We start from the raw sequence: 22,303 nt of genomic DNA, 5'->3' as shown, positions 1-22,303 counted from the left end.
GCGGGGCGGGGCCGCCAACACAGAGGAGGGGTGACAGCCTCGGCCCCGCGGCCGCCCCATGCCCTCTGCAACCTGGCTGCGGCAGGAACCCGACAAGGTAGTCGGGCTGCGGGGATTGACGAACCTCCGGGTGACGGATGACTTACGGCGTGCTGGGCGAGTGCGTGAGCTGCAGGCGTGGTGCCGGCGGCAGCGGCGTCGGCGCTCCCGCTTCTGGTGCGGCGCGGAACGCGTCGATCACGTAGGCGGCGAAGCGACGGGAGGCCGTGACCCGGGCGGCACGTGGCGTGTCCTGGAGGCCCCGGTGGGCCATGAGCATGAGAACCAGGTCGTCGACGACGAAGTCGGGGCGCAACTGGCCGGTCTCGAGGGTACGGCGAGCCAGCTCGCCGACCGCGCGCAGAGTCTGCTCCCGGTCGGCGGCGAAGTCCATGGCATCAGGGAAGGCCGTCATGAAGGCGTCGGCGAATCCCCGGCTGTGCGCGTGGAGTTCGCAGATCCGCTCGATCAGGCTCCGGAATCCGTGCCACGGGTCAGAGTCCGCAAGGGCGTCGCGGACGGCGGCGTGGCAGGCCCGCCGCTGCTCGGCGAAGGTCTCCACGATCAGTGTCTGCTTGGTCGGGAAGTGCCGATACAGCGTGGCGGGGCCGACGCCTGCGTGCCGGGCGACCTCGCGCATGGGTGCCCTCAGTCCCTCCTCGCCGAACACCACGCGGGCGGCGTCCAGGATGCGGATCCGGTTGTCGCGGGCGTCGGAGCGCACCGTCTGAGGCACATGGGTGGTCATCGTCTCTCACTTTAGCCAAACGGACGGGGGCGTCCGTTACGGTCCGATGGCGGTGCTGCGGCCCCGTCCCGGCACTTCGCCGGTGATGCCCCGGCTGTGAGGGCTGGCTCGACGCCCACGGCCGCTGCAGCTGCGATCCGTCCCTCCACCGACCCGAGGAGCAGAGATGAAAGCCGTGGTGATCAGGACGTTCGGAGACCCCGATGGCCTGGAGGTCGTCGATGTGCCCGCGCCCGTTCCTGCCCCGGGGCAGGTGCGGATCGCCACGGAGGCGATCGGGGTGGGCGGCGTGGACGCCCTGATCCGCCGGGGAACGCTCGCCGCCTACGGCTTCCGGGAGGGCCATCTCCTCGGCAGCGAGGTCGCGGGCAGGGTCACCGCGGTGGGAGAGGGTGTGGACGCCTCGTGGATCGGGCGGCGGGTGTGGGCGTTCACCGGCCTGTCCGGTGGGTATGCCGAGCAGGCCGTCGCCGCGGTCGAGGACGTCCTTGCGCTGCCCGACGGCCTGACCGACGCCGACGCGGTGACCCTCGGCGGCTCCGGCGTGGTCGCCCACTTCGCCCTGGACCGGGCCCGTTTCACGCCCGGCGGGACGGTGCTCGTGCGCGGTGCGGCGGGCAGCATCGGTATCACGGCGGTCCAGCTCGCAGCCAGGGGTGGCGCGAGCGCGGTGACGGTCACCACGTCGTCGGTGGAGCGTGGCGCCCGCCTGCGAGAGCTGGGCGCGACCCATGTCCTTGACCGCTCCGGCGAGGGCGGCCCGGACGCGCCGTCGGGCTTCGACGTGGTGATCGATGTCGTGGGGGGTCCCCAGCTTCCCCTTTTTCTGGACAGGTTGAACCCCAACGGGCGGTATGTGGCTGTCGGTGTGGTCGGTGGGCAGCCGCCGGCGGACTTCGGCATGCGGTTGATGGACGCCTTCCGCAGGTCGTTGTCGTTCGCCACTTTCAGCTCCGACACCGTGCCCGGCCCCGACCGGCAGGCCGTGCGGTCGTCCCAGTTCGCCGATGCTGCACACGGGGGCCTGCGCACGGTGGTGCACGAGGTGTTGCCTCTGGACCAGGCGGTGCTGGCCCACCGCGAGATGGACGCAGGGGAGGTGTTCGGCAGGGTTGTGCTGGCGCCCTGAGCTGGCCAGGGACGGCGTTCGCGGCCCGGGTGACGAGGTGGGACCCGCTCAGGTCGTGGCTGACGCCCGGCACCGATGGTCACCACCACCGGCGCTGGGCGAGTGCGTGGCGTGCCCGGTTACCGCTGTCTCGTCCGGCGTCAGAGTGCGCCGCCGTGCGGGCGCGTGACGATGCCCAACGCGGGCGAGGCCCACAGCAGCCGACCTGGGGGAGCCCGGAGTCGTCGTGTCCCTGTTGGGCATGGATCTCGCCCAGGGGCCTACCCCGGCCTGACTCTCCACACCACCGCACCGGCGGTCCGGTGTCCCCCTCGACCGTCTACTGGCTGGCCCTCCGCGGCTCCCACCTCGCCGCCGATGTGGCCACCGTCGTCATCTACATGGGTGCGACGTGGGAGAGAAAAAGGTTGATATAGTCTTTTTTCGATTCTTGTTCGAAGCCTCGGGCTTGGGGCAAACGAAGGCCCCCTGAGCAGCGTTCAAGCTGGTCAGGGGGCCTATCGCGTTAGGGTGGCGGCGCCAGGATTCGAACCTGGGAAGGCTGAGCCGGCAGATTTACAGTCTCCCGCGCGAACGCCGCTGACCAGGCAAGGCGCCGCCTGTGGCGGCTTCCGCCCCACAACTGCCCCACAGCGTGCTGTCGGCGACGGCCACGAGAGCCAGGCTCTGCCCATCTTGGGCTGACGCTCGATAGGCTGACCAGGGACATCGCCCATCAACGAACCCACGCCGTCCGTAACGCTGTGACCTGCACTGATGCACTACCGCCGGATCGCTGCACTTTCCTCGCCTGAGCGCCAGAAGAAAGCTATGCTGACCAGCGGCTTTACCATCGGGCCATCATCCACCCTCGGAGGGTTCGCAACTGGCACGCCGGGCACCACGCCCGCAACTCCGTCACGGGCCGTCATCCACCCTCGGAGGGTTCGCAACCCGACGTAGGCGAGGGGCCGGTGAACCTCGGTATAGCGCCGTCATCCACCCTCGGAGGGTTCGCAACTCTCTGAAGACCTGGACTTTTGCCAACCGAGGATGCGGCCGTCATCCACCCTCGGAGGGTTCGCAACACGCTGTCGCTCTCGGAGAGGACGTGGAGGTGCATTGCCGTCATCCACCCTCGGAGGGTTCGCAACCCGCCGTCCTTGAGGCCCTTGACGAACTCGCGGTACTGGCCGTCATCCGCCCTCGGAGGGTTCGCAACCTGACCATGAACATCAGCGCCGGCAAGGAGTTGCCCCGCCGTCATCCACCCTCGGAGGGTTCGCAACCTCACGGGGGTGGTGGCGACGGGGCGGACGTACACGCCGTCATCCACCCTCGGAGGGTTCGCAACGCGACCGGGGCGAGATGGTCGGCGCCTACGCCTACGTGCCGTCATCCGCCCTGGAGGGTTCGCAACCGTCAACCTCGAACGCGGTAGGGCGGCAACCCGGCGGCCGTCATCCACCCCAAGAGGGTTCGCAACGTCCCCGGGGTGAAAACCGAGATCCTAACCAATGGCCGTCATCCACCCTGGAGAGTTTGCATCCCAGATGGACGACGGTCCCGTCGGCTTGCAGGATCGCCGTCCCCTTGGGGCCGCTCGGCGCGGAATCTCGGACGAATCGGTCATGACGACTCGACCGGGGGCGAGTTGTAGGTCGGTGACCTGAGCCGACAGCGGGACAGGTTGACAGCGACGCCGCGCGAGGGCGTGTTCTTGCTCTGACATCGCGGTGAACACAGGTCGATGACAGCCCGGTACGCTATGTATCGGCACACGTGATGGGGGGTCGAATGTCCGAGAGATGGTTTTTGGCGCTCGATGGCGACAACATTGGCCGCCGGCTGGAATTTCATATTGTCTCGGATGATATCGACGGTCTCGAAAAATTTACGAGCTCGTTTATTCGCGCGACGGATAATTTGATTCAACTGGTCTCTCGCTATCCGAATATCGACTTCCTCCTGAAAGGCGGAGACAGTCTTCTAATCGCGCTGGAATACGAGCAGATAAGTGATGTTGTCTCGTGCGTTGAGCAAGCGACTCGGGGTACCGGCTTCACGTTCTCTGGTGGATACGGGCCATCGCTGCGGGAGGCCTATCTGGCACTGAAGATAGCCAAGGCTTCTGGGAAGAACATGATCATACCGCTGGATGCGACAATGGAGTCGAGATGAGCTGGGCGTTAGTTTTCGTCTACTCGAATGATGTCGGCCCATATATCAACGTGTTGTCATATCTAGAGGACAAGAGGTCGGTCTCGAACTTCAAATTTGTATTCCTCACTGGGGTGGTGAACGAAAGTCCGCGAACGAATTTTGTCGATTCTATTCTTCTGGAATTAGACAATCTGGCGAATGGGACTTATAAGGGTCGGGAGTTGGCCCTGTCGCACGACGTCAGGGAAAAATATGCCTCGATTGCCCGGCATCTGAGAAGGAACGATTCCCTTGCGGTGCCAATAACGATGGAGCAGTTGGGAGACTTCCTTAAGAAATATGAAGCAGAATCCAAACCGATCCCCTTGCTCGTGGACGTAACGGGTCTACCAAAGACTCAGATGGCTCATGTGTTGCTGGTCTGTCTGTCTCATAGGAGCACGGTGACGAACACCTTTGAGCTCCTTGCCAGGCCAAATCGGGCGCGGCCCGAGCTTTCGCTCTATCATGCCCTTGGCCAAAATGACTTCTGGTATGCCTCGTTGACGCGTGATCTGACTGTTCATAACAGTGTGCGGCAACTCGTACCAGTGCGTCGTGTCGTGTTGGTTGCGGGCGTCGTGGCGGCGATCACGCTCGTGGGGTTCTTTATCAACCTGCTGACGGATCCAGAAAGTATCTGGCTTTCGGTGCTTGGAATCACTTCCAGTCTGTTTGGAATTTTGAGTACTGCACTCCAGTTTATGCCGGCGAGAAGGTCTCGCTGATGAGAGTTGTTAGTCATTTGTCGACTTCCGATCGAGGCTTTCTGTGCCGCCGCTGAACTCCAATGGCTGTAGTCGAGGGCAGTAGTTCGCGAGTACTGGAATTGGCATCAGGGCGATTCGTGCGAAGGTGTGGCTATGAGTGACGATCCCGCACGCGGCCGTGGCGAGTCGCCTTCATGGCCACACGTGTTCTCGCACTCATGACCGCGATCGCCTCCCTGCTCGTTCCAGCGGTCCGCGAGCTAATGGATCGACGTTCAGGAGACGTTTCCCTATTCGCGGACGATGATGTGGTACCGATGTGTCGGAAGAGGACTCACCTGCTGGCCATGGCAATGGAGCCCGCTCATCATGATGCCTTCTGAGTAGCGTGGTGTGTCGATCTCCGGTGGCTGCGTTCCTTCAGTGCCAGTCAGGCTCTGCGGAGTCCGGGTGCAGGGGCAGGGGAGTGGCGGCGAGTTGGGCTGTCACGTTGGCGGTGTAGTAGTCGGGGCGGATGAGGCGAAGGGTCGAGAGGGCGGTTGTGAGTTTCTGGTTGGCCGTGCGGGTGTCGAGGGACAGGCGGGTCAGGAGCTCGGGTGGGGTGGTGAAGGGGGTTGAGGTGCCTCGGCGGATGCGGGCGAGGTAGGCGAGGAGGAGTTCGAGGGCGAGGCGGTCGGAGCGCAGGGGGGAAGCCCAGACGGCTTGGCGGAGGTCGCGGTCCGGGCGAGCTGAGCCGCCGCGTGCGACGGCGTCCTCGCGGCGTACCCGCTCCTCCAGGTGGCGCGTCGGGTAGTGGACGAGCTGGGCGCTGGCGGCTCGCAGCCAGCGGGGGTCGTCGGCACGTGGGGGCCTGAGGAGGGCGGGGATGAGAGGAGTGATGTTCTCGTAGCGTGCGTCGGTGGAGCGCACGTGGGTTCCGACCTCTTCGAGTTCCCGCACGGCCGCGCCTGTCGTCGTCCGGGGAACGTCGCCCGCGAGGGCGCGTCGGAAGCGGTGGTAGGAGGCGAGCAGCAGGTCGTCGACGGTGCTCTCGCAGTCGGCGCACCAGCTTCCCTGCGCGGGACCGGCGCAGCGGGTGGCCCGGTGGCGGGCGCGGATCAGCGGCAACCGCGTGGCGCGTCGCAGCGCGGGCGCGAAGAGTCGGCTGAAGGGGACGAAGGCCGCGGCGGGGTCGGTGGAGGCGAGATCGGAAACGTACACGGACACACCACTCCTGAGGGATGTCGCTGCCCGACGATCGGGCTTTCTCAGGAGGGCGTGAACGCGCCTCGATGCTCGCCAGCCGCAGTGGGCCGTTGAACGCCTCCGCGGCATGGATTGCCGACACGGAGATCACTCAGTATAAGGGGTGAGAGCACGCAGTTCGGACGCTAACCGCTGATACTCGGCGATGAGTTGACCCTGCGAGTCCGGCAGTGTGGACATGACGCCGCGGAGCAGGGCGCGCACGTCGGCCTGGCGGCGTGGCCGGCCGCCCTGTCCGGCGCGGCGCCGGTCCAAAAGGTGACAGTACGGGGAGGCGTCGCGTATGCGGGCGAGGGTACGCGCCGCGTCGTGTGAGCGGGTGAGCTGTGCCCAGTCGCGGAAGGTGAAGAGAGCGGGCCGGACGCTCTCGACCGCGATGTACGCGGCGAGTTCGGCGTGGTCGCCGAGGAGATGGGCAACGAGCGCGAGGCGGGCGTGCGCCAGCCGCTTCCGGAACTCCTGGCTCACGTTCTGGCCCGGGTCCGCCATCGCGAGATCTGCGAACGCTTGGGCGTGGCGCAACGTGTCGGTGAGTCTGGTAGAGCCCAGGGACAGGAGGCGGGTCATCGTGCGCAGATCGAGGCGGCGGAGGGCTGCTTCGGCCAGGCGGGCCAGGACGCCGTCGATGCCGAGGCGGCAGAGCGTGGGCCGGCCGGTGTGGAGTTCGGGTGGGCGTCCGTGGGGCCGGGCCAGTTCGGTAATGGTGAAGGTGCAGGCGGCCTCCAACGACCAGTCGATGCCGGCGGCGATCATGCCGTAGTTCGCTGCGGCCGTGCCGGGGCTGAGGACGAGGAGGACCTCGTCGACGTCCCGGAGGCCGCCGGAGTCGGTGAGGCCGGTCGGGGCCGGGCCGGCGCGGAGGTGGGTGACCACCTGGTGTCGTAGCTCGTCGATCGCGTCAGGGGTCACGGGGAGGGATGGGATGACGGCGGCGTCGGCGCCGACACCGTCGAGGAAGGGCTGGGCCCAGGTCAGGAGCGTGTGGGCTCGGTCGGTGGTTTCGGGGCTGGCGAGGAGGCGCAGGCGTATGCGGCCGCGGCGAAGCAGGCCGTCGCCTTGGCGGTGGGCGCGTTCAAGGACGGTTTTCAGCGCGTGGCGGTCGCCCTGGTTCCCGTCCTCACCCTCCCGTGGTAGGTCCACGACGAGAAGGACGAGGACGTCGCCGCTGCCGAGGAGCGGCCAGGTGGTGTGGCCGGTCTGGGCGACGAGTTTGCGGGCGATGTCGCCGCGTTCGAACCGGTCGGCCGCCTCGACGACGGTGTGCGGGAGCGGCCGGTGGGGGTTGGGGCGCAGGTGGGCGGCGTGGGTGGTGGCGTCCTCGTACATGTCCAGCAGCCGCTCGTCGCGGAGGGTTCGGACGACGGGGCTGTCGGTCGTGCCGGTGGACAGGGCGCGGGAGGCGCTGCGGAGGAGGCTGGCGCCGCTGCCCTCGAAGGCGCCGCTGACGAGCTTTTCGAGGGGCTCGATGACGCTGCGGGGCTGGGTGGCGCGGAGGGTACCGCGTTCGCGGGTGTAGAGGTTGCTGAGGTGGTGGCAGAGCCAGGCGCGGAGGAGGGAGTTGTCGACGGCTTCGCCGCGGCCGAGGCGTTCGAAGAACGCGGCCTGGATGGCGGGCCACTGCTCCGCCAGTTTGGTGAGGTGGCTGCGTGGTGGGAGGGGTGGCGATGCGGTGGGGCGGTTCGTGGCGGTGTTGGCCAGTCGCTTGGCGGGGCCGCAGTCGGCGCGTTGGCGGGCGGCGAGGAGTTGCCAGGTGAGGCGGTGTTCGGGGTCGAGCTGGGCGAGCTCGTCCCAGAAGCGGTGTCGGACGAGCCAGGTGGTGAGGTGGTCCGGGCCGTGTCGGGTGGTCGCGATCTCGTAGGGCTGGTGGGCGTGGTCGATGTGGACGAGGCGCACCGGGATGCCGGCCTCGATGACGGCGAGGAGGGCGCCGACGCTCAGGGAGTAGGAGCCGGAGCCGCAGGTGACCAGGCACGCCGCTGGCCGCAGCTCGGCCAGGAGGCGGGTGACGGCGTGGTTCGCGGCGTCCATCGTGGGGTGGGTGGCGGGGACGGTGGAGACGCAGGTGGGCTCCAGGCGTCGGCCGCACAGGCCGGCGGGGCCGGTGAGGTGGTCGGCCATCTCGCGGGCGTAGGCGATGAACGGGCGGTCGCCGGGGCGGTGCTCGTTGGTGGTGCCGAGGAGGGCTGTGCCCTCGACCTTCTCGTTGGCAAGCGCGAGGCCCTCGAAGAGCTTGCGTAACGGCCGCCGGTCCTTGCCGGTGGCCGCCGGGTCGCCCTCGTAGTCGGGCTGCTGGCCGGTGAAGCTGGGGGCGGCGGCGAAGCCGCAGTCGCCGCCGCCCACGGCGTGGATCAGGAGGGTCTGGCCCTTCACGTACTTCTGTCCCTCTCAGCGCCGAGGTGGACGAGGATGGTTGCCGGAACGCTTCGGGCCATCCTGCCGTGCCTGGCCGCCGCGCTGCTGCTTCTTCCGCCGGTTCGTCTGCTGGCCCTTCGGTGCCCTTCCCGTCCTGTCCTTCTTCTCGCGGTCCTCGATCTCCTCCACGTAGCTCTCCAGGGGCCGTGCGTCGGCGGCCAGGCGGGGAAGTGACTGGCCGCGTCCCGGGCGGACGCCGTGCTTCCCGCCCCGCTGGTTCTCCGTGAACCACGCGTAGTTGTTGCCGTCCGGGTCCGGTGGGGTGGGGACACCGGGCGGCTGGTCGGCGGGGCGGACCCGGGGGTAGCGGATGGGAACGTCGGGGTTGCCCGCCGCGGCGGTGAGGAATGACGCGCGGACGGTGCGGAGCTCGCGGGAGCTTTCGACGAGTGCCGTGAACGCCTCGCGGGCGGTCGTCAGGGTCTGCGCGGCGTCGGTGGTGGCGAGAGGGCTGGTCAGGGTGCGGTAGTGGGCGGCCCACTGCTCGCCGGAGGCCAGTTCGGTGGCGTCGGGGTCCACGTCGAGGCGGACGCTGCCGAAGCCGAGCGGCTTGCCGAGGCCAAGGCGGTGGAAGTGCCCTGCGGGGAGTGTCAGCAGCCAGGCGAGCGTGCCGAGTTCCACGGTGTCGAGGTCGCGTACCTCCACGGTGAGGCGGAAGGTCGTTCCGGGTTCGACCCACCCACGGATGGAACGGTTCTGGGTGTCGCGCTGCTCCTCGCCCGCCGTGGCCCCGGATCCGTTTCGGCTGTCTGTGGCCGCTCGGGCGCGGGGCCGGCGGAACTCCCGGTAGCGGCCGCCGTCGAGCAGGACCTGGGTCGGGTCCTCGCCGCCGCCCGGCTCGTCCCAGTACCCGTCGGGCAGGCCGGCGTGGTGCGGGTAGGTCTTCCGGCCGCGCAGCCCCTGGGTCTTCTTGTACAGGGTGGGTGGAGTCGCGGGGGCGCTGACCGGCCTGTCCGGCTGGGCCCTGTTCTCCGAGAGGTAGAAGCCGCCCTGCTGGGGCTTCGGCTGGCCGAGGATCGCCAGGGGCAGGCCGTCTCCGGGGAACGCGCGCACGGCCTGCTCGGCCTCCTGGTCGCAGGTGACCGGGCCGATGCGGACCCGCCCCCGGTAGGCGGCGGGGCGGCGCCCGGAGGCCCCGGGGGCGACCCAGCCGAAGACGCGGTCGGCGGGCGAGAGCTGGTCGAACGCCTCGGCGGGGTGGAGTGAGGCGTCGAGGAGGTCGCTCGGCGCGACGTCGTACACGTCGCGGGAGACCATGACCGGGTAGAGGGCGGTGATCCGCCCGCCCTCGTACCGGGCCCAGCACATCCGGGGGAACGACAGGTACTGCTCCTGCTTCGTCCCGTAGTGGTGCTCGTGGAGGTGAGGGCTCCACGCGGTCCGGCCCGGCTCGTCGCCCAGCCACTCCGAGGCGTGGGCCTCTCCGCCTCCCGGCCTCTGCCGGTGGAGGATGTCGGCCTCGTCGTGTGCGGCGCGGTAGTTCCTGATCAGCGCCTCCCACTGCTCGGTCAGTTTCCTCCAGGTGGCCTCGTCGAGCTCCAGTTGCTCCTCGGAGTCGTCGGTTTTGTAGAAGAGGCGCTCGTTCTGCTTGCCCTTGATGTTTCGGCCCGTGACGTAGAGGAAGCCGGTGACGAGCTTCTCGTGGTCGCCGGTCGGGCCCTTCAGGGCGGCGGCCTCGTGGCGACGGGCCAGGCGCAGCACGCGGTCGTTGCTGACGATCGCGACGACGGGGTCCCGGTGTCGCGGCCGCGAGCCGTCGGGGTAGGTGACGGGCTCGTCGGCTGGGGGGTAGCTGGGCAGCTTCGCTGCTTCGAGGGGAACGACCTTGCGGTCCTTGGTGAGCACGACCGGCGCCAGCTTCAGGGCCGACTCGGCAGGCTGCCGGAAGCCGAGGCGGTCGTCGTGGCCGGTGAAGACGCCCATGCGGGAGTTGGTGATCATCTCGAACGCGGAGCGCAGCATGCCCTTGACGCTGGTCGGGGCCAGGTACGGGCGGCCGGCGCGGGTGCGGACGGGGTGGACGAGGTGGCCGGGGGTGGCCTCGTTGAGAGGGGTCGCCCGGGTGGTGTCCGGGAGCAGCAGCGGGGTTTCGACGGTGAGGGTGACGCCGATGCGGCCCGTCCAGCGGTCGGGGGCGGGCGGCAGCCGGTCGTGGCCGGGGGGTGGGGCGTCCCGCAGCTCGTCGGGGAGGCGGTCGCGCGGGAAGGCGGGGACGAAGTTGTAGGGGTTGAGGAACGGCTCCTTCATGACGCGTTGTCACCCTCCTGAGGCGTGGACGGGTCGTAGGGCTCCAGGTGGGTGAGGCGTTCCTCGGCGACGTGGGCGTTGCCGTGGTGCGGCTCGACGGCGACGTACTGGCGGGACCCGACGCGGGCGCGGGCGCCGGCGCGGACGGGGACGGGGACGGTGAGGGTGCCGACGCGGGCGCTGGACAGGGTGGTCCAGCCGTCGTCGTCCTGGCTGGTCGTCGCCTCGCCCCACAGCAGGTGGTGGGCGTCGAGGGTGTCGACGGCGTCGAGGGCGAGGCCGTCGGTCTCGGGGAAGTCGTGGGGGAGCAGGGACGGGTCCTCGGTGAGGACGACGGCGCGGCCGGGGCCGCCGGCCTCGCCGAGCCAGCGGAGTTCGACGGTGGGGGTGAAGACGCGGGCCTCGTAGACGTGGGCCAGGTCGACCGGGGCAAGGCCGGCCGGGTCGGCCGGGCTGGCGGGTGTGAGGCAGGAACCGTCGGCGGTCAGGAGCGCGACGTGGTAGCGGGACGGCGCGGTCAGGAGGGCCGTGGCGCCGGTCAACGCCGACGCGTCGACGCCGGCCGCGAGGGCCGTGGCGAGGGTGATCCTCGGGTGGGCCGCGGCGTGGAGGGTCGTGGTGGTCGTCATGCGGTGGTTCCTTCGAGGACGAGGGCCTGCCAGGCGGCGGCGAGTTCGGGCGTGGCGAGGGCGTCGCGCAGGCTCGTCGCGTTCGGCCACGGGCCCCCGGTGAGGGTGATGTCCGTGACGGCGATGTCGCCGAAGCCGCGGTTGGTGGCGGCCCCGAGGGGCAACCGGCCGGCTTCGAGATCGCGGAGGACGAGGAGCAGGAGCGCCAGGGCGGCGTCGCGCCGCCGGGCAGCGTGGTCGAGGTGGGTGAGGTCGACGCTGAGGCGCAGCGGGTTCCACTCGACGCCGTGGGGTTCCAGGACGCGGAAGAGGAGGTGGTCGGCGGCGCCGCCGGTCCAGCGGTCGATCGCGACGTGGTCGGCCGGTTCGAGGCCCAGGTCGGCCAGGCGGTCGAGGACCGTCTCGGGGAGGGCGCGGGGTCGGCCGCCGTCGGCGGCCTGGTCGTCGTGGAGGCCGGTCGTGGCCCGCCACAGTTCGGCCGGGATGGGGTCCTTCGCCAGGCACTCCTCGGCACGCAACGCGCCCGCCTCGCCGCCGCCCGCCTCGCCGTCCCCGCCGTCACCGCTGTCCTTCGGGCGGGGGTGTTCGCGGCGGGCGGCGCCGAACAGCGCCGTCGTGACGGCGAGTTCGTCAAGTTGGGCGCGGAACGCGGCGCTGTGGGCGTGGGCGTGGGCGTGGGTGTGGGCGTGTGCCGGGCCGTCGGACCGTTGCCGCCGCTCGGGTGTCCCGCACGCGGTGCGTTCGATGTACTCGGCGCGGGAACGCAGCACGCCCTTGATCGTGCTGCCGGGCAACACGAGCGCCACGTGCCCGGCGTCGACGCGCGTGACCAGCGGCAACGTGTCCACGCTCAGCCCGTCGACCCCGGAGCCCACCATCACCGGCGCGAGAGGGCGCCACGCGACGCGCACCTCTACCCGTTCCCGCCGGGGTGGGAGATCGGGCTTCCCCGCGAGGTCGGCGAGGGCGAGGGAGCGGGCGGGGTCCTGGCGGAGGACGGCGAGGAGGCCGCCGGGGGAGTCGAACCGGTCGACGTGGATGTCGAGCGGGTCGTCGAGCAGCCGGACGGCGCCGAGACCACGGGTCGTGGCGGCGCCGAGGCGGATCTCGCGGGCGGCGAGCGCGTCGAGCAGTGCCTTCACGCGAGCCCGGTCCCGGGCCTCGCGGTCCCCGTCACCACACTCGACGTCGAGTTCGAAGCGGACGTAGTGGCCCGGCGGGACGACGGAACGGGAGGAGAGGATCTCCGACGCGGCGGTGCCGGTGACGCGGTCGATGCCGACGGAGGTGCGGACCTCCAACCGGCTGGCGGGGAGCGGGTCGGCGGGCAGGCCGTGGAGGTCGAGCCGGTCGCTGCGCGCGACGAGGGCGTCGTGGACGACGACGCGGCTGGCGTGACCGTCCCGGGTGCCGGGGGTGGCGTAGCCCCACAGGCCGTTGAGGTCGGGACCGTCGGGGGAGGGGGCGTCGGGGGAGGGGGCGTCAGAGCCCGGCCCGTCGGGGGTGGCGGCGCCGCGCATCCAGGCGCGGAGGGCGCCGGCGAGGGAGGTGCCGGGCACGTACAGCCGCCCTCGGCCGTCGACCGCGATCGGCAGCGACTCGGCCGGGTCCCGGCCGATGCCGCCGACGTGCAGCGGGCTCTCGGTGTGCAGCCAGCCCCTGACGCGGATGCGGGAGGTCATGGGGCGGCCGGTGCGCGGCGTCACGACCGCTGCTCCTTTCCGTTGCCGGGGCGGTTTCCGTTCCGGTTTCCGTTCTGGTTTCCGTTGCGGTGTCCGTTCGGATTCCGGTGTCTGTTGCGGCCGCGGCCGCGACCGTTACCGCGGTTGTGGCTGCGGTCGCCGTTGCCGTTCCGGTTACGGGACGGGTCCAGGTCCCGCTCTGGGGCGGGGTCCGTTGGGCGTTGCAGGGCGGCCTCGCGGGCGTGGGCGACGAGGCAGGCGGTGAGCAGGGCGCGGACGGCCTCGCCGCGCAGCTCCTCGCGGAGGGCGGTGCGGCCGTCGCGGGTCGCCGTCAACGCCTCCTCCGGCAGCCGGAGGCGCGCCCACACCTCGTCGGGTTCTGTCAGCAGCGGCGCGAGGCGCCCGATGTCCGCCTCGGGCCACCGCAGGCGCTTGAGCCAGTCCGTCACGTGCTCGTCGTCGAGCTCGGGCAGCAGCCGGCGCACGGCGTTGAGCTGGGTGGGCGTCGGGCCGTCGGGGATGATCCGCGACCGCTGGTCGCGGTCGGCGGCGATGCTCTCCGCCGCGCCGTGGATCGCGTGCCGCCAGGCGGCGCGTTCGACGACGCGGGCCTCGTCGTGCCCCGGCTCGGCGGGGGCCAGCGTCGGCGCCGTGGCCGCCGGTTCCGGCTGCGGCCCGTCGCCCGGCCTGTCGTGGGTCCCGTCGGAGGGCGACCCGTCGCCAGTGCCGTCCGAGGGCGACCCGTCGGCGAGCGAACGGTGCGCGAGCGGCTCGGAGAGCAACGCGTCGTTGACGAGCACCTGCCCGAATCCCTCGGCCGTGCGCTCCCCGACGCCCGCCGTCTCCACCTCCCGCAGCGCCGCCACCGGAACGGTGCCCCGCGCGACGCGGAACGTCAGGCAGCTCCCGGCCGCGAGGCCCATCAACGTCGGGCGGGGCAGGCCCCACCCCCGGTGCCAACTGTCGACCCGGCCCACGCCCACGGCCGCCTCCCCGTTCCCGACCGGTTCGAGGCGGACGCCGTCGGCACCGGCCGACGCCAGGGCCCGTTCGAGCGCGCGGGCCACGTCGTGCCCGTTCGTGCTGGGGCGCAGCCTGGCGTCGCGCACCAGCAGCTCCGACTGGAGCCAGAGGCGGAGGCGACCGCCCTCGGGCACCGTCTCGCCCGGCTCGCCGCCGCTGGCTGCGTCGACCGGGACCGGTCCCGTGTCGGCGACGGTCACCTCGACCAGGCCGTAGTCGTCCTTCTGCGAACGGCCCACCCGCCACGTGCCGGCGAGGGAACGCGCCCAGCCGGCCGGCAGCACGCCCGTCCGCACCCGCACCTGGGCGCGGAACTCCTGGCGGGGCGCCAGGGCGGAGTAGATGAAGACGCCGCCGATGTCCCGGGTCGGGCGTTGCACGTCGTCCTCGATCGTGTTGTGCATCCGCACCACCATCTCGGGCAGCCGTAGCCTCAACGCCTCGTCGGCGGCCGTGTCGTCGAGGTAGCCGCGGCGGGCGGCCTTCGTGCCGTCGGGCGGCGCCTCGGCCAGCGTGTTCGCGCGCACGGCCGCCGGGTCGTCCTTGGCCGTGGTGAACACCCGTGGCACCGGCCGCCCGGGCGTCGCCGCCGTCACGACGAGGTCGCCGCGGATCGCCAGCGCCGCGGCCCGGCCGCGGAGCCGGCCGAGGACGTTCGGCAACAGCACCCAGCCCGGCAGGTGGTCGCGGCCGCGCACCAGGTTGCCCTGCGTCTGCGCGTAGGCGAGGACGGGCGTGCGGGTGCGCAGCACGAGCGTCGCCTGCTCCCAGCCGGGCCCCGCCTCGGGCGCCGCCGTTGCGGCCACGTGCGTGCCGCGGTGGGGCGGCGGGTTCGGGGGCGTCGTCTCCAGAACGGCCAGGTCGGGCTCCGGCAGGTCGTCGCCGCCCGCCAGTTCCAGGCGGCAACGACCCGCGCCGCGCCGGCGCCGCCCGCCGATGGACTCCACGAGCCGGGCGCCGCACCACAGCAGCGCGACCGCCGCCCGCCGCTGCCGCTCGTCGAGGTCGTCGACGTCGCGGAGCTCGGCCGTGCCGACGAGCTCCGTGCCCGCCCGCGCCATCTCCTCCACGCGGAACAGGTCCTCGGCCGCCGCGCCGGTCCGGGGATCGATGGCCACGCCCGGCTTGCGGAACGTCACGGCCTGGCGCAGCAGCGGACGGTCGCGCAGCACCGCCCCGACGCGGCCGGGCACGCGCAGCGCGCCGTCGACCGCCAGGCGTGCCGGGCGGGGCGCGGCCGGCCGGGGGCTGCGGCGGAGCTGCTCCTGCGTGCCGAACAGGTCGGCGACCCACGCGTGCCAGGCGCCGGTCGGGCCGGCGTCCAGGGCGTTGGCGGCCAGCTCGCAGGCGTCGCGCCAGACGCCGACGAGGGTCTTCGCCGGGACGTGCGGCAGGCCGTCCTGGTCGCGCTGCACGAGCCGGTCGACGTGGCCGTGGTCGCCGCCGCCGGTGCCGACGTGCCAGTCGCTGACCATGTGCAGGCGCAGGCCAAGCCGGCCGGTCGCCGGGGCCGTGGCGGGGTCCGTTGGGTGCTGCGGCGTCATGCGTGGGCCTCCGTGGCGGCGGGGGACGTGGCGGCGGGGGACGTGTCGGAGGGGGGCGTGTCGGAGGGGGGCGTGTCAGGGAGCAACGTGTCGGCGTGCCGCGCGTCGAGCAGGCCGGCCAGGCGCCGCGCGCCGCCGTTCTCCTCTCTCTGCGTGAGCTGGTTCAACGCGGCGGCGCGGGCGTCGTCGCCGGAGTAGCGGCGGGTGAGCAGCTCCAGCCGGGCGGCGGCGGTCTCCGGTCCGACGAACAGCCCCTCCTGGAGCTCGTGCACGTCCTTCCTGGACAGCAGCAACTCGCCCGACTCCCGATCACGCCGCCGCAACGCCCTCACCCGCCGCACCAGGTCCTCCCAGCGCCGCCCCTGCGCCCAGGTCGGCTGTGCCGCGTTCCCGTCCACCGGGCCGACGACGTAGGGCTGCGCGACGAGCCCGCGGTCGCGGCGCCGGCCGCCGTTGCTCCGAAGCCGGCCCAGGTCGGGCGCGGCGCTCTCGTAGAGGACGTGGAACGCGAGCGCGCAGTGCTCCGGCCCGAGCTCCTCCTTGACCTTCTTCGCCTCCGACGCCATCAACTGTTCGGACAGGTCGTAGGCGAAGTGGAAGGGGTAGTGCCGCTTGACGATCGCCACGCCCGCCGCCGCGCCCAGCCTGCGGCGGCCGTCCAGGCGGGAGAGCCACCGGTCGCCGAGGCGGCGCTCGGTGTGGTCGGCGAACGCCCGGAGGTACCGCTCCGTGAACGGCAACGCGATCTCGCTGTCGCACACCACCGTCAGGTCGTCGCCGCCCAACACCAGCGGCAGCACGGCGGGCAGGCCGCCGAAGCGGCGACGCACGCGCATCGCCGTGACGTGGGCGACCGCTTCGCGGAACGCCGCGTGGGCGCACGCGTCGAGGTTCTGGGAGAAGGCGCGCAGTTCGTCGACGTACGTCCGGGCGTCGGCGCTGTCGCTGTCGCCGTTGCCGTTGCCGTTGCCGTTGCCGTTGCCGACGAGCCTCTCGAAATTGCTGAATACGGCGCCGAGGCCGTTGCCGTCGGCGTGCACCACGGCCACCCAGTCCGTTCCCTCCCCGAGGTACTCGACCATGGCGCCCACCTCGTTGCGGAACCCGCCGCGCGCCCCCTCGGTGAGCACGCCGAACAGGCGGCGAAGCGCCGCCTCGTAGGCGTCGCGCTTCGCCAGGCTGACCGCCGACCGCGGCTTCGCCCGCGAGGCCGGCGAGGACCGGCGAAGCTCGACGGCCGGCAGGCCCGTCCCGACGCAGTCCTCCGCGATCGGGAGACGCAGGAAACGGGCCTCCTGCGGCGGCAACGTGGCCCGCACGGCCGGCTCCAGGCGGTGCGCCTCACGGATTGCCCCGGCCGGCCCGCCCGCCCCGTTCCACTCGAACGGGCACACGACGCCGGACACCTCCAGGCCGGGGGCTTGCCGGAGGACCCGCCGCGTCACGGCGGTCACCAGCTCCTTCGCCCGGTCCGCGTCCCTGACCAGCACGGTCGCGCTCCCTGCCCCCGCCATGACGAGCTCGGCCTCCGCCTCCTCGATCCGCCACGTCGGCGAGAACCCGGCGAAGAGCCCGCGCAGCGCCTCCTCGACCCACTCCCCGTCCACACGCGTGATGAGGTCGGAGGCGCCCACGATCTCCTTGCGCTTCGTCGAGCCGAAGATGAACCGCTGCTTGCCCGACGTGCTGACCCGAACCAGCCAGACCCGCATCAGCGACTCCCCTCACTGAGGGGCTGACTGGGGTACGAGCCGGCCCCTGGGCGTCGGGCGGGTCGGTGCCGGTGCTGGTGCCGATGCCGCTGCCGCACGGGAGCGGCGGCCCGCGGCGCGCCGTCCGAGCCGGACCCATCGAGGTGTCGTGCTGTTGCCCCCACGGAAGGAACCTCCGATCCCGTTCTTCTGCCTTCACATAAGACGGATGGACGAACGCGGATCGGCGCACGGCTCTAGTCCACCGTGGCCGCAGAGTCAAGAAGGGTTCTCGCTTCCTACCTTGACGAACCGTCGTCGACAGGGCCGGTCACCAGTGGGCGTGGGCCGGGCGTTCCGCAGGGGCACGTGCAGACGGCGAGTGCGGCGCGATCCATGCGGGGCGAGGCGGTGGCTGGCGGCCGGCCGCGCAGCGTTGCACGGCAGGAGAAACGGGAAGGATGACGTTTGTCCAGTACCTTCTCGGTCAGTCCCCATCTCTGTTCAAGAATCGATGACCAATTCTTCTCTCACCAGATGCTGTGCGCCGTACCGGGGCACATACCGATGTCGAGCCATGCTGGAGTCTCCTCAAGGCCGCTTTGTACGCGTCTGGGACACCTCCTCGTCGTGTGGCGTGTGGAGAAGGAGCAAGTGTGATGCAGAACACCGGCCTCTTTGTGGAGTAATCATGGTGCCTTTGACTTGACCTACCCTTGGTGTGAAGCTAGGGTACGCATGTCTTCAACATCCGAACGAAGGGGAGCGTTCGAGTATGTTTTTGAAAGCGCAATCTCTCAGAGCGCATGTGGCAGCAGTGAGTGGAATCGTCTCCTTATTCCTTCTGGGCGCTGCACCCGCCGCTGCTGCTTCGTCAGCAGAAGTTTCCGCAGGGGAGATTGGTGTACGCAACTGGGATAGTTACCTGAGCGGAGTTTATCCCGGGTTCCAATCTCGTCGCTGGGAGGATAACAACTACTCCGAGGTTCGCTTCACTGGCTGCGACACGGACTACATCAACCCACTTCCCGGCTTCGAGAGCACTGACGTGGAATTGCGCCAGGATATCTCACTTCAGCCTGACAGGTCGTGGGGTACGAAAGAGTTCACGGCCTGTTTCAACGGCTCAACCAACACGAGCCGAGGGGAATGGACTGGCCTGGCTTCCGGAGACCACTTCTTCCAGATCGACTTGGTTAATAACCTTGTCAACTATGCACTTGACGTCGACCGTGTGTACGTCGACACCACTCTCGGGGACTGAGACCGCTCTCGTGCCTGCCGTTGGCTGGCTCGTGATCTATGCGAGCTAGCCAACGGAGTTCCTTGTTGATCGCCACGCAGTCGCCGTTCCATGCGGGAACAGTGCATTCGTGGCCGTCGCTATGAGCAAAGGGGAGGATTTAGCCATGCCCTCAACGACGTACCGGGTTAGAGCCCGTATCGCCGTCGTGAGTGGAGTTCTTGCACTGTCCTGTCTGGCAGGAACCCCTGTCGCTTCAGCAGCGTCTTCCGCCCAGGAGACGGGAAGCAGCTTAGGTGTCCGGAACTGGACGAGTTACATCGAAGGTGCTCGAGTAGGGTTCCAGTCCCGCCGCTGGGAGGACAACAACTACTCCGAAGTCATATTCCGAGGGTGCAACAGCTACTTCACGCCGATTTCGGACGGACACACGGACGTCGAGTTGCGCCAGGACATCAACAACCTTCCTGACAGATCCTGGGGTTCAAAGAATTTCACCGCTTGTTTTGATGGCGGCACTAGTCGAGGAGAGTGGACAGGGCTCGCCTCAGGAAACCACTTCTTCGAGATCATCGGCATCAACGGCCTCGGTTCACTTGGTACTCTGAGCGTTGATCACGTCACCGTCGACACGACGCTCGGAGACTGACCCATCGCAGCAGAAGGCCTGTGGGGGCGCCCCTGACCGGGCGCCCCCACAGGCTTCGGACCCACACGACCGGAATTCGATGAGACCCCTCACACGACTTCGCGCGAGCAGCGCGTTATGGACGGCTCCGCTGGCCCTTGGACTCGTCTGGTTCTACTTCTCGGGCAACATCATCCCGAGTCTCGACGCCCTGGAAGGGCGACCGGAGTACGCACCCAGCGTCACCTCCCACGCGTTGTCCGGTCTGTACGCCGTGACCTACGCGGCCGCCGCCTGCCTGGGTGCCTGGGAGGGCGGCAGGCTGAAACGTGACGGCGTGTGGCGGCTGGCGCCGGCACGGGCGCGGGCGCGTGTCGCGGCGCACACCCTCCTCCCGGTGCTGCTGATCGTGTGGGCCATACCCGTGCTGTCCGTCGCGGCCGCACTGGTCCGGGAGTCCACCGCACCGACTCCCGGAAGCATGATCCTGCCGCTCCTGGCGATGGCCGTGACCGCCGCCCACCTGGTCGTCGGGTTCTGCGTCGGCGCGCTGGTTCCCCGGCTGATCGCGGCGCCCGTCCTGGCCGTGGTGGTGTTCTACTGCGTGGCCGCCTCCTGGTCCTACAAGCCGTTCTGGCTGAGGCACATCTCGGGGCAGTTCCCGGTGGAGCTGGAGTTCGGCGAGCTTCCCACGGCGCGCTCCCTCCTGCCGCACCTGCTGCTCGCCGGGGGCCTGGCGGCGGGGGCGGTGCTGCTCTGGTTGCCACGGCGATCCGCCGCCGTGCGGGTCGCGCTGGCCGCCGTCGGCGGCGGCGTCATCCTCGCCGGCAGCCTCAGCGCGTACGCCACGGCCAGGGACTGGAGCCACACCCCGCCGCTCTCCACCGGCCACCTCACGCTCGCCTGCGTTGGGCAGGCTCCCGAGGTGTGCCTGCCCGAGGCCGAGGGAGTGCCGCCGGTGGAGGTCAGACAGGAGGTCACCGAGGTACTGACAGGCCTGGCCGGCGCCGGCGTCGCGGTCGACGCGCCCGCCACCATCACGGACAGCGTGGCCGCCGGCCGCGCCGGCCGTCGATCGACCGCCGAGAGTTGGTGGCTTCCGCTCACCAGCAGCCACCACGACGGCACCACCCGCATGACCGTGCTCGGCCAGGCCGTCGACTTCCCCTGCCCGCGACCCGATCCCGAGGCCGGCCGCAACGCCATGCTGTGGGCGGCCCACGTCACCGGGACGCAGGAGCAGTACCTGGCGTGGCAACGCGTCGAGGTCCAGCAGTTTGTCGATGGCGACGCCCAGCTCCGGCGGACCGTTGACCGCGTCGACGAGGTCCGGTCGCTTCCCGCCGCCGAACAGACGGCGTGGTTCGAGGCGGAGCGCCGTCGCGCCTGTGAACGCGGGGCCCGCTGATGTGGTGGTGGTGCAAGGCCCGTCGGGTCATGACGGTGCTGGTCGGCGGCCTGCTGCTGTTCATGCTGGTCCTCGTGCTGCTCCAGGACCGTGTGGTCGATCTGCCGTCGTTCCTGGCGAGCTCCAGCAGGCCCGTGCTGTTCGTGCTGATGGCGCCGGTGCCGCTCTGTGCGGCGTTGATGACCTGCCTGGAGTCCCGGCTCACGGAGGCGGAGGACTCCGGCGTGCGCTCGGTGCGGCTGCTCGACGCCGGACTCGTCCTCGCGGCGGTCGCCGCGGCGGGTGGCATCGGCGCGTTGCTGGGAGTGTTGCTCGACTCCAGCGCCGCCCCGGCCGCCGGCCGCAACGCCGTCTTCCTCGTGGGCCTGATGCTGTGCGTCCGAGCCGTGGTCGGTTCGACCGCCGTGATGGCACCCGTGGTGTGGATCTTCGCCGTCATCCTCCTCGGCATGTCTCCCACCTCCAACGCCGTCTGGGCCGTCCTCCCCGAACCGGCAGGCGACCCGCTCGCCGGCGTGGCGGCCGCCGTCGCCCTCGCCGCCGGTCTCACTCTCCAGCTCTTCCGTCGCCGACCCGCGACCCCGTGACGCGACCCCGACGCGGCCTGGGCCGACGCGACCTGAACCGACGGACGTGGCGTGACGTGACCAGGACCTGACCAGACCCGACCAGAACCCCGACGAGGAACGATGTCGCTCGAACTCACCGCCTGCACGTACTCCTACCGCCTCTGGGAACGGAAGGTCCTCGACGGACTGGACTACGCACTCCCGGCCGGCCTGACCGTTCTCCTGGGGCCCAACGGCGCCGGCAAGTCCACCCTGCTGCGCCTGGCGGCCTCCGTCACCGCGCCGCGCAGCGGCACCGTGAACCTCGACGGCGTCCCGGCCGGCACCCGCGCCTACCGCCGCGCGGTCGCGTTCATGCCCCAGCAGATCACCGCCATGACGGCGCTCACCGCCCGCGAACAGGTCGCCTACACGGGATGGCTCAAGGGAATGAACCGTCGCGACGCCTGGGACGCCGCCGCCACGGCCCTGGGCCGCGTCGACCTCGCCGGTCAGGCCGACACCAGGGCCAGCCGCCTCTCCGGCGGGCAACTGCGGCGCGTCGGGGTCGCCTCCGCCCTCGTCCACGACGCCCGCGTCCTGCTGCTCGACGAGCCCACCGCCGGCATGGACCCGCGCCAGCGCCGCGTCTTCCGCGACATCCTCCGCACCCTCACCGACGAGGTGACGGTCTTGCTCTCCACCCACGACGTGGCGGACCTGGCCGAGGAGTCCGACCACGTCACCGTCCTCGACGACGGACACCTCGTCTTCACGGGCACGACGACCGACTTCCTCGCCCACGCCCCGTCGGACACCGCCCCCGGCCGCCAGGCGGAAGCCGCGTACACGCGTCTCAGCGAGACGGGTGCACCGCTCTGACAGCGCATTTGCGGGCGCGGTCGGAAGATGGGCGGGAGCGACGCGAAGCCGAATGGGTGACCGTCCATTGGCGGATGCCGCCTGGTGGTCGGCCGAAGGGTGGGTAACGAGCCGCCGCGATGGCGTCGGCTGAGCGGCAGGTGTCGGCTGCGATCACGGACCCGGTGCCGGAGGTCACGGCGACCACAGCCCCCAAGCGCTACCCGCCCATCGCATGGTTGCGAACCCTCCAGGGCGGATGAGGACCACCCCCGTGAGCGACGTGCCGGAGCGCACGACCTGTTGCGAACCCTCCAGGGCGGATGAGGACCCGC

Annotated in this window: 16 protein-coding genes and 1 CRISPR repeat array; of the genes, 8 read left to right on the top strand and 8 right to left on the bottom strand. The window is 70.5% G+C overall.

Translation table 11 applies throughout. The annotated features are described in order from the left end of the window. Positions 1–142: 142 nt before the first annotated feature. Complete coding sequence (locus tag ACTWP5_RS02285) at positions 143–787, bottom strand: TetR/AcrR family transcriptional regulator (protein ID WP_443218964.1); 645 nt, start codon at positions 785–787, stop codon at positions 143–145. A 166-nt stretch (positions 788–953) separates the two neighbouring features. On the opposite strand from ACTWP5_RS02285, the gene ACTWP5_RS02280 reads away from it, so the two are divergent. The 3 genes from ACTWP5_RS02280 to ACTWP5_RS02270 all read left to right on the top strand — a co-directional run bounded on the left by ACTWP5_RS02280 (position 954) and on the right by ACTWP5_RS02270 (position 4,825). Then, positions 954–1,916: a zinc-dependent alcohol dehydrogenase family protein gene (locus ACTWP5_RS02280; RefSeq protein WP_443218963.1), complete on the top strand. Its 963-nt coding sequence runs from the start codon at positions 954–956 to the stop codon at positions 1,914–1,916. Positions 1,917–2,752: 836 nt separating this feature from the next. Next, a CRISPR array of direct repeats spans positions 2,753–3,249; the repeat unit is 30 nt; unit sequence GCCGTCATCCACCCTCGGAGGGTTCGCAAC. 443 nt (positions 3,250–3,692) lie between these two features. Further along, positions 3,693–4,076 (top strand): mCpol domain-containing protein, encoded by a 384-nt coding sequence (locus tag ACTWP5_RS02275; protein ID WP_443218962.1) that lies wholly within the window; start codon positions 3,693–3,695, stop codon positions 4,074–4,076. Beyond that, complete coding sequence (locus ACTWP5_RS02270; RefSeq protein ID WP_443218961.1) at positions 4,073–4,825, top strand: hypothetical protein; 753 nt, start codon at positions 4,073–4,075, stop codon at positions 4,823–4,825. Before ACTWP5_RS02275 ends, ACTWP5_RS02270 begins: the two co-directional genes overlap by 4 nt. 402 nt (positions 4,826–5,227) lie before the next feature. Here the strand turns inward: ACTWP5_RS02270 and ACTWP5_RS02265 are convergent, their stop codons facing one another. The 7 genes from ACTWP5_RS02265 to ACTWP5_RS02235 form a co-directional block, all read right to left on the bottom strand. Beyond that, the gene (locus tag ACTWP5_RS02265) at positions 5,228–6,007 is read right to left on the bottom strand and encodes a hypothetical protein (RefSeq protein WP_443218960.1); all 780 of its coding nucleotides are present in this window, start codon (positions 6,005–6,007) and stop codon (positions 5,228–5,230) included. 132 nt (positions 6,008–6,139) lie between these two features. Then, positions 6,140–8,422: a hypothetical protein gene (locus ACTWP5_RS02260; protein ID WP_443218959.1), complete on the bottom strand. Its 2,283-nt coding sequence runs from the start codon at positions 8,420–8,422 to the stop codon at positions 6,140–6,142. A gap of 15 nt (positions 8,423–8,437) precedes the next feature. Continuing rightward, positions 8,438–10,711 (bottom strand): TIGR03986 family type III CRISPR-associated RAMP protein, encoded by a 2,274-nt coding sequence (locus ACTWP5_RS02255; protein WP_443218958.1) that lies wholly within the window; start codon positions 10,709–10,711, stop codon positions 8,438–8,440. After that, entirely contained in the window at positions 10,708–11,340 is a 633-nt protein-coding gene (csx19, locus tag ACTWP5_RS02250) for a type III-D CRISPR-associated protein Csx19 (protein ID WP_443218957.1), read from the bottom strand. Before csx19 ends, ACTWP5_RS02255 begins: the two co-directional genes overlap by 4 nt. Continuing rightward, positions 11,337–13,046, bottom strand: a complete 1,710-nt coding sequence (locus ACTWP5_RS02245) for an RAMP superfamily CRISPR-associated protein (protein ID WP_443218956.1) — start codon at positions 13,044–13,046, stop codon at positions 11,337–11,339. Before ACTWP5_RS02245 ends, csx19 begins: the two co-directional genes overlap by 4 nt. Continuing rightward, entirely contained in the window at positions 13,043–15,589 is a 2,547-nt protein-coding gene (locus ACTWP5_RS02240; protein ID WP_443218955.1) for an RAMP superfamily CRISPR-associated protein, read from the bottom strand. The genes ACTWP5_RS02245 and ACTWP5_RS02240 overlap by 4 nt, the downstream gene beginning before the upstream one ends. Next, positions 15,586–17,301, bottom strand: a complete 1,716-nt coding sequence (locus ACTWP5_RS02235) for a Cas10/Cmr2 second palm domain-containing protein (RefSeq protein ID WP_443218954.1) — start codon at positions 17,299–17,301, stop codon at positions 15,586–15,588. Before ACTWP5_RS02235 ends, ACTWP5_RS02240 begins: the two co-directional genes overlap by 4 nt. A gap of 754 nt (positions 17,302–18,055) precedes the next feature. Between ACTWP5_RS02235 and ACTWP5_RS02230 the strand changes: the two genes are divergently transcribed. The 5 genes from ACTWP5_RS02230 (at position 18,056) to ACTWP5_RS02210 (ending at position 21,989) form a co-directional block, all read left to right on the top strand. Next, complete coding sequence (locus ACTWP5_RS02230) at positions 18,056–18,544, top strand: hypothetical protein (RefSeq protein WP_443218953.1); 489 nt, start codon at positions 18,056–18,058, stop codon at positions 18,542–18,544. A gap of 145 nt (positions 18,545–18,689) precedes the next feature. Further along, positions 18,690–19,172 carry a hypothetical protein gene (locus tag ACTWP5_RS02225; RefSeq protein ID WP_443218952.1) on the top strand — a complete coding sequence of 161 codons (483 nt, stop codon included), beginning with the start codon at positions 18,690–18,692 and terminating at the stop codon, positions 19,170–19,172. Positions 19,173–19,251: 79 nt separating this feature from the next. Continuing rightward, positions 19,252–20,559, top strand: a complete 1,308-nt coding sequence (locus tag ACTWP5_RS02220) for a hypothetical protein (RefSeq protein ID WP_443218951.1) — start codon at positions 19,252–19,254, stop codon at positions 20,557–20,559. Between the two features lie 29 nt (positions 20,560–20,588). Then, positions 20,589–21,146 (top strand): hypothetical protein, encoded by a 558-nt coding sequence (locus ACTWP5_RS02215; protein ID WP_443218950.1) that lies wholly within the window; start codon positions 20,589–20,591, stop codon positions 21,144–21,146. Between the two features lie 102 nt (positions 21,147–21,248). Beyond that, positions 21,249–21,989 (top strand): ABC transporter ATP-binding protein, encoded by a 741-nt coding sequence (locus ACTWP5_RS02210; protein ID WP_443218949.1) that lies wholly within the window; start codon positions 21,249–21,251, stop codon positions 21,987–21,989. Positions 21,990–22,303 lie beyond the last annotated feature (314 nt).

Origin of the sequence: Streptomyces sp. 4N509B, from assembly GCF_052245655.1 — a bacterium.
In the GTDB taxonomy this organism is placed as follows: Bacteria; Actinomycetota; Actinomycetes; order Streptomycetales; family Streptomycetaceae; genus Streptomyces.
The sequence above is the reverse complement of the archived record's forward strand: the minus strand, read 5'-3'. Positions and strand labels throughout refer to the sequence as shown.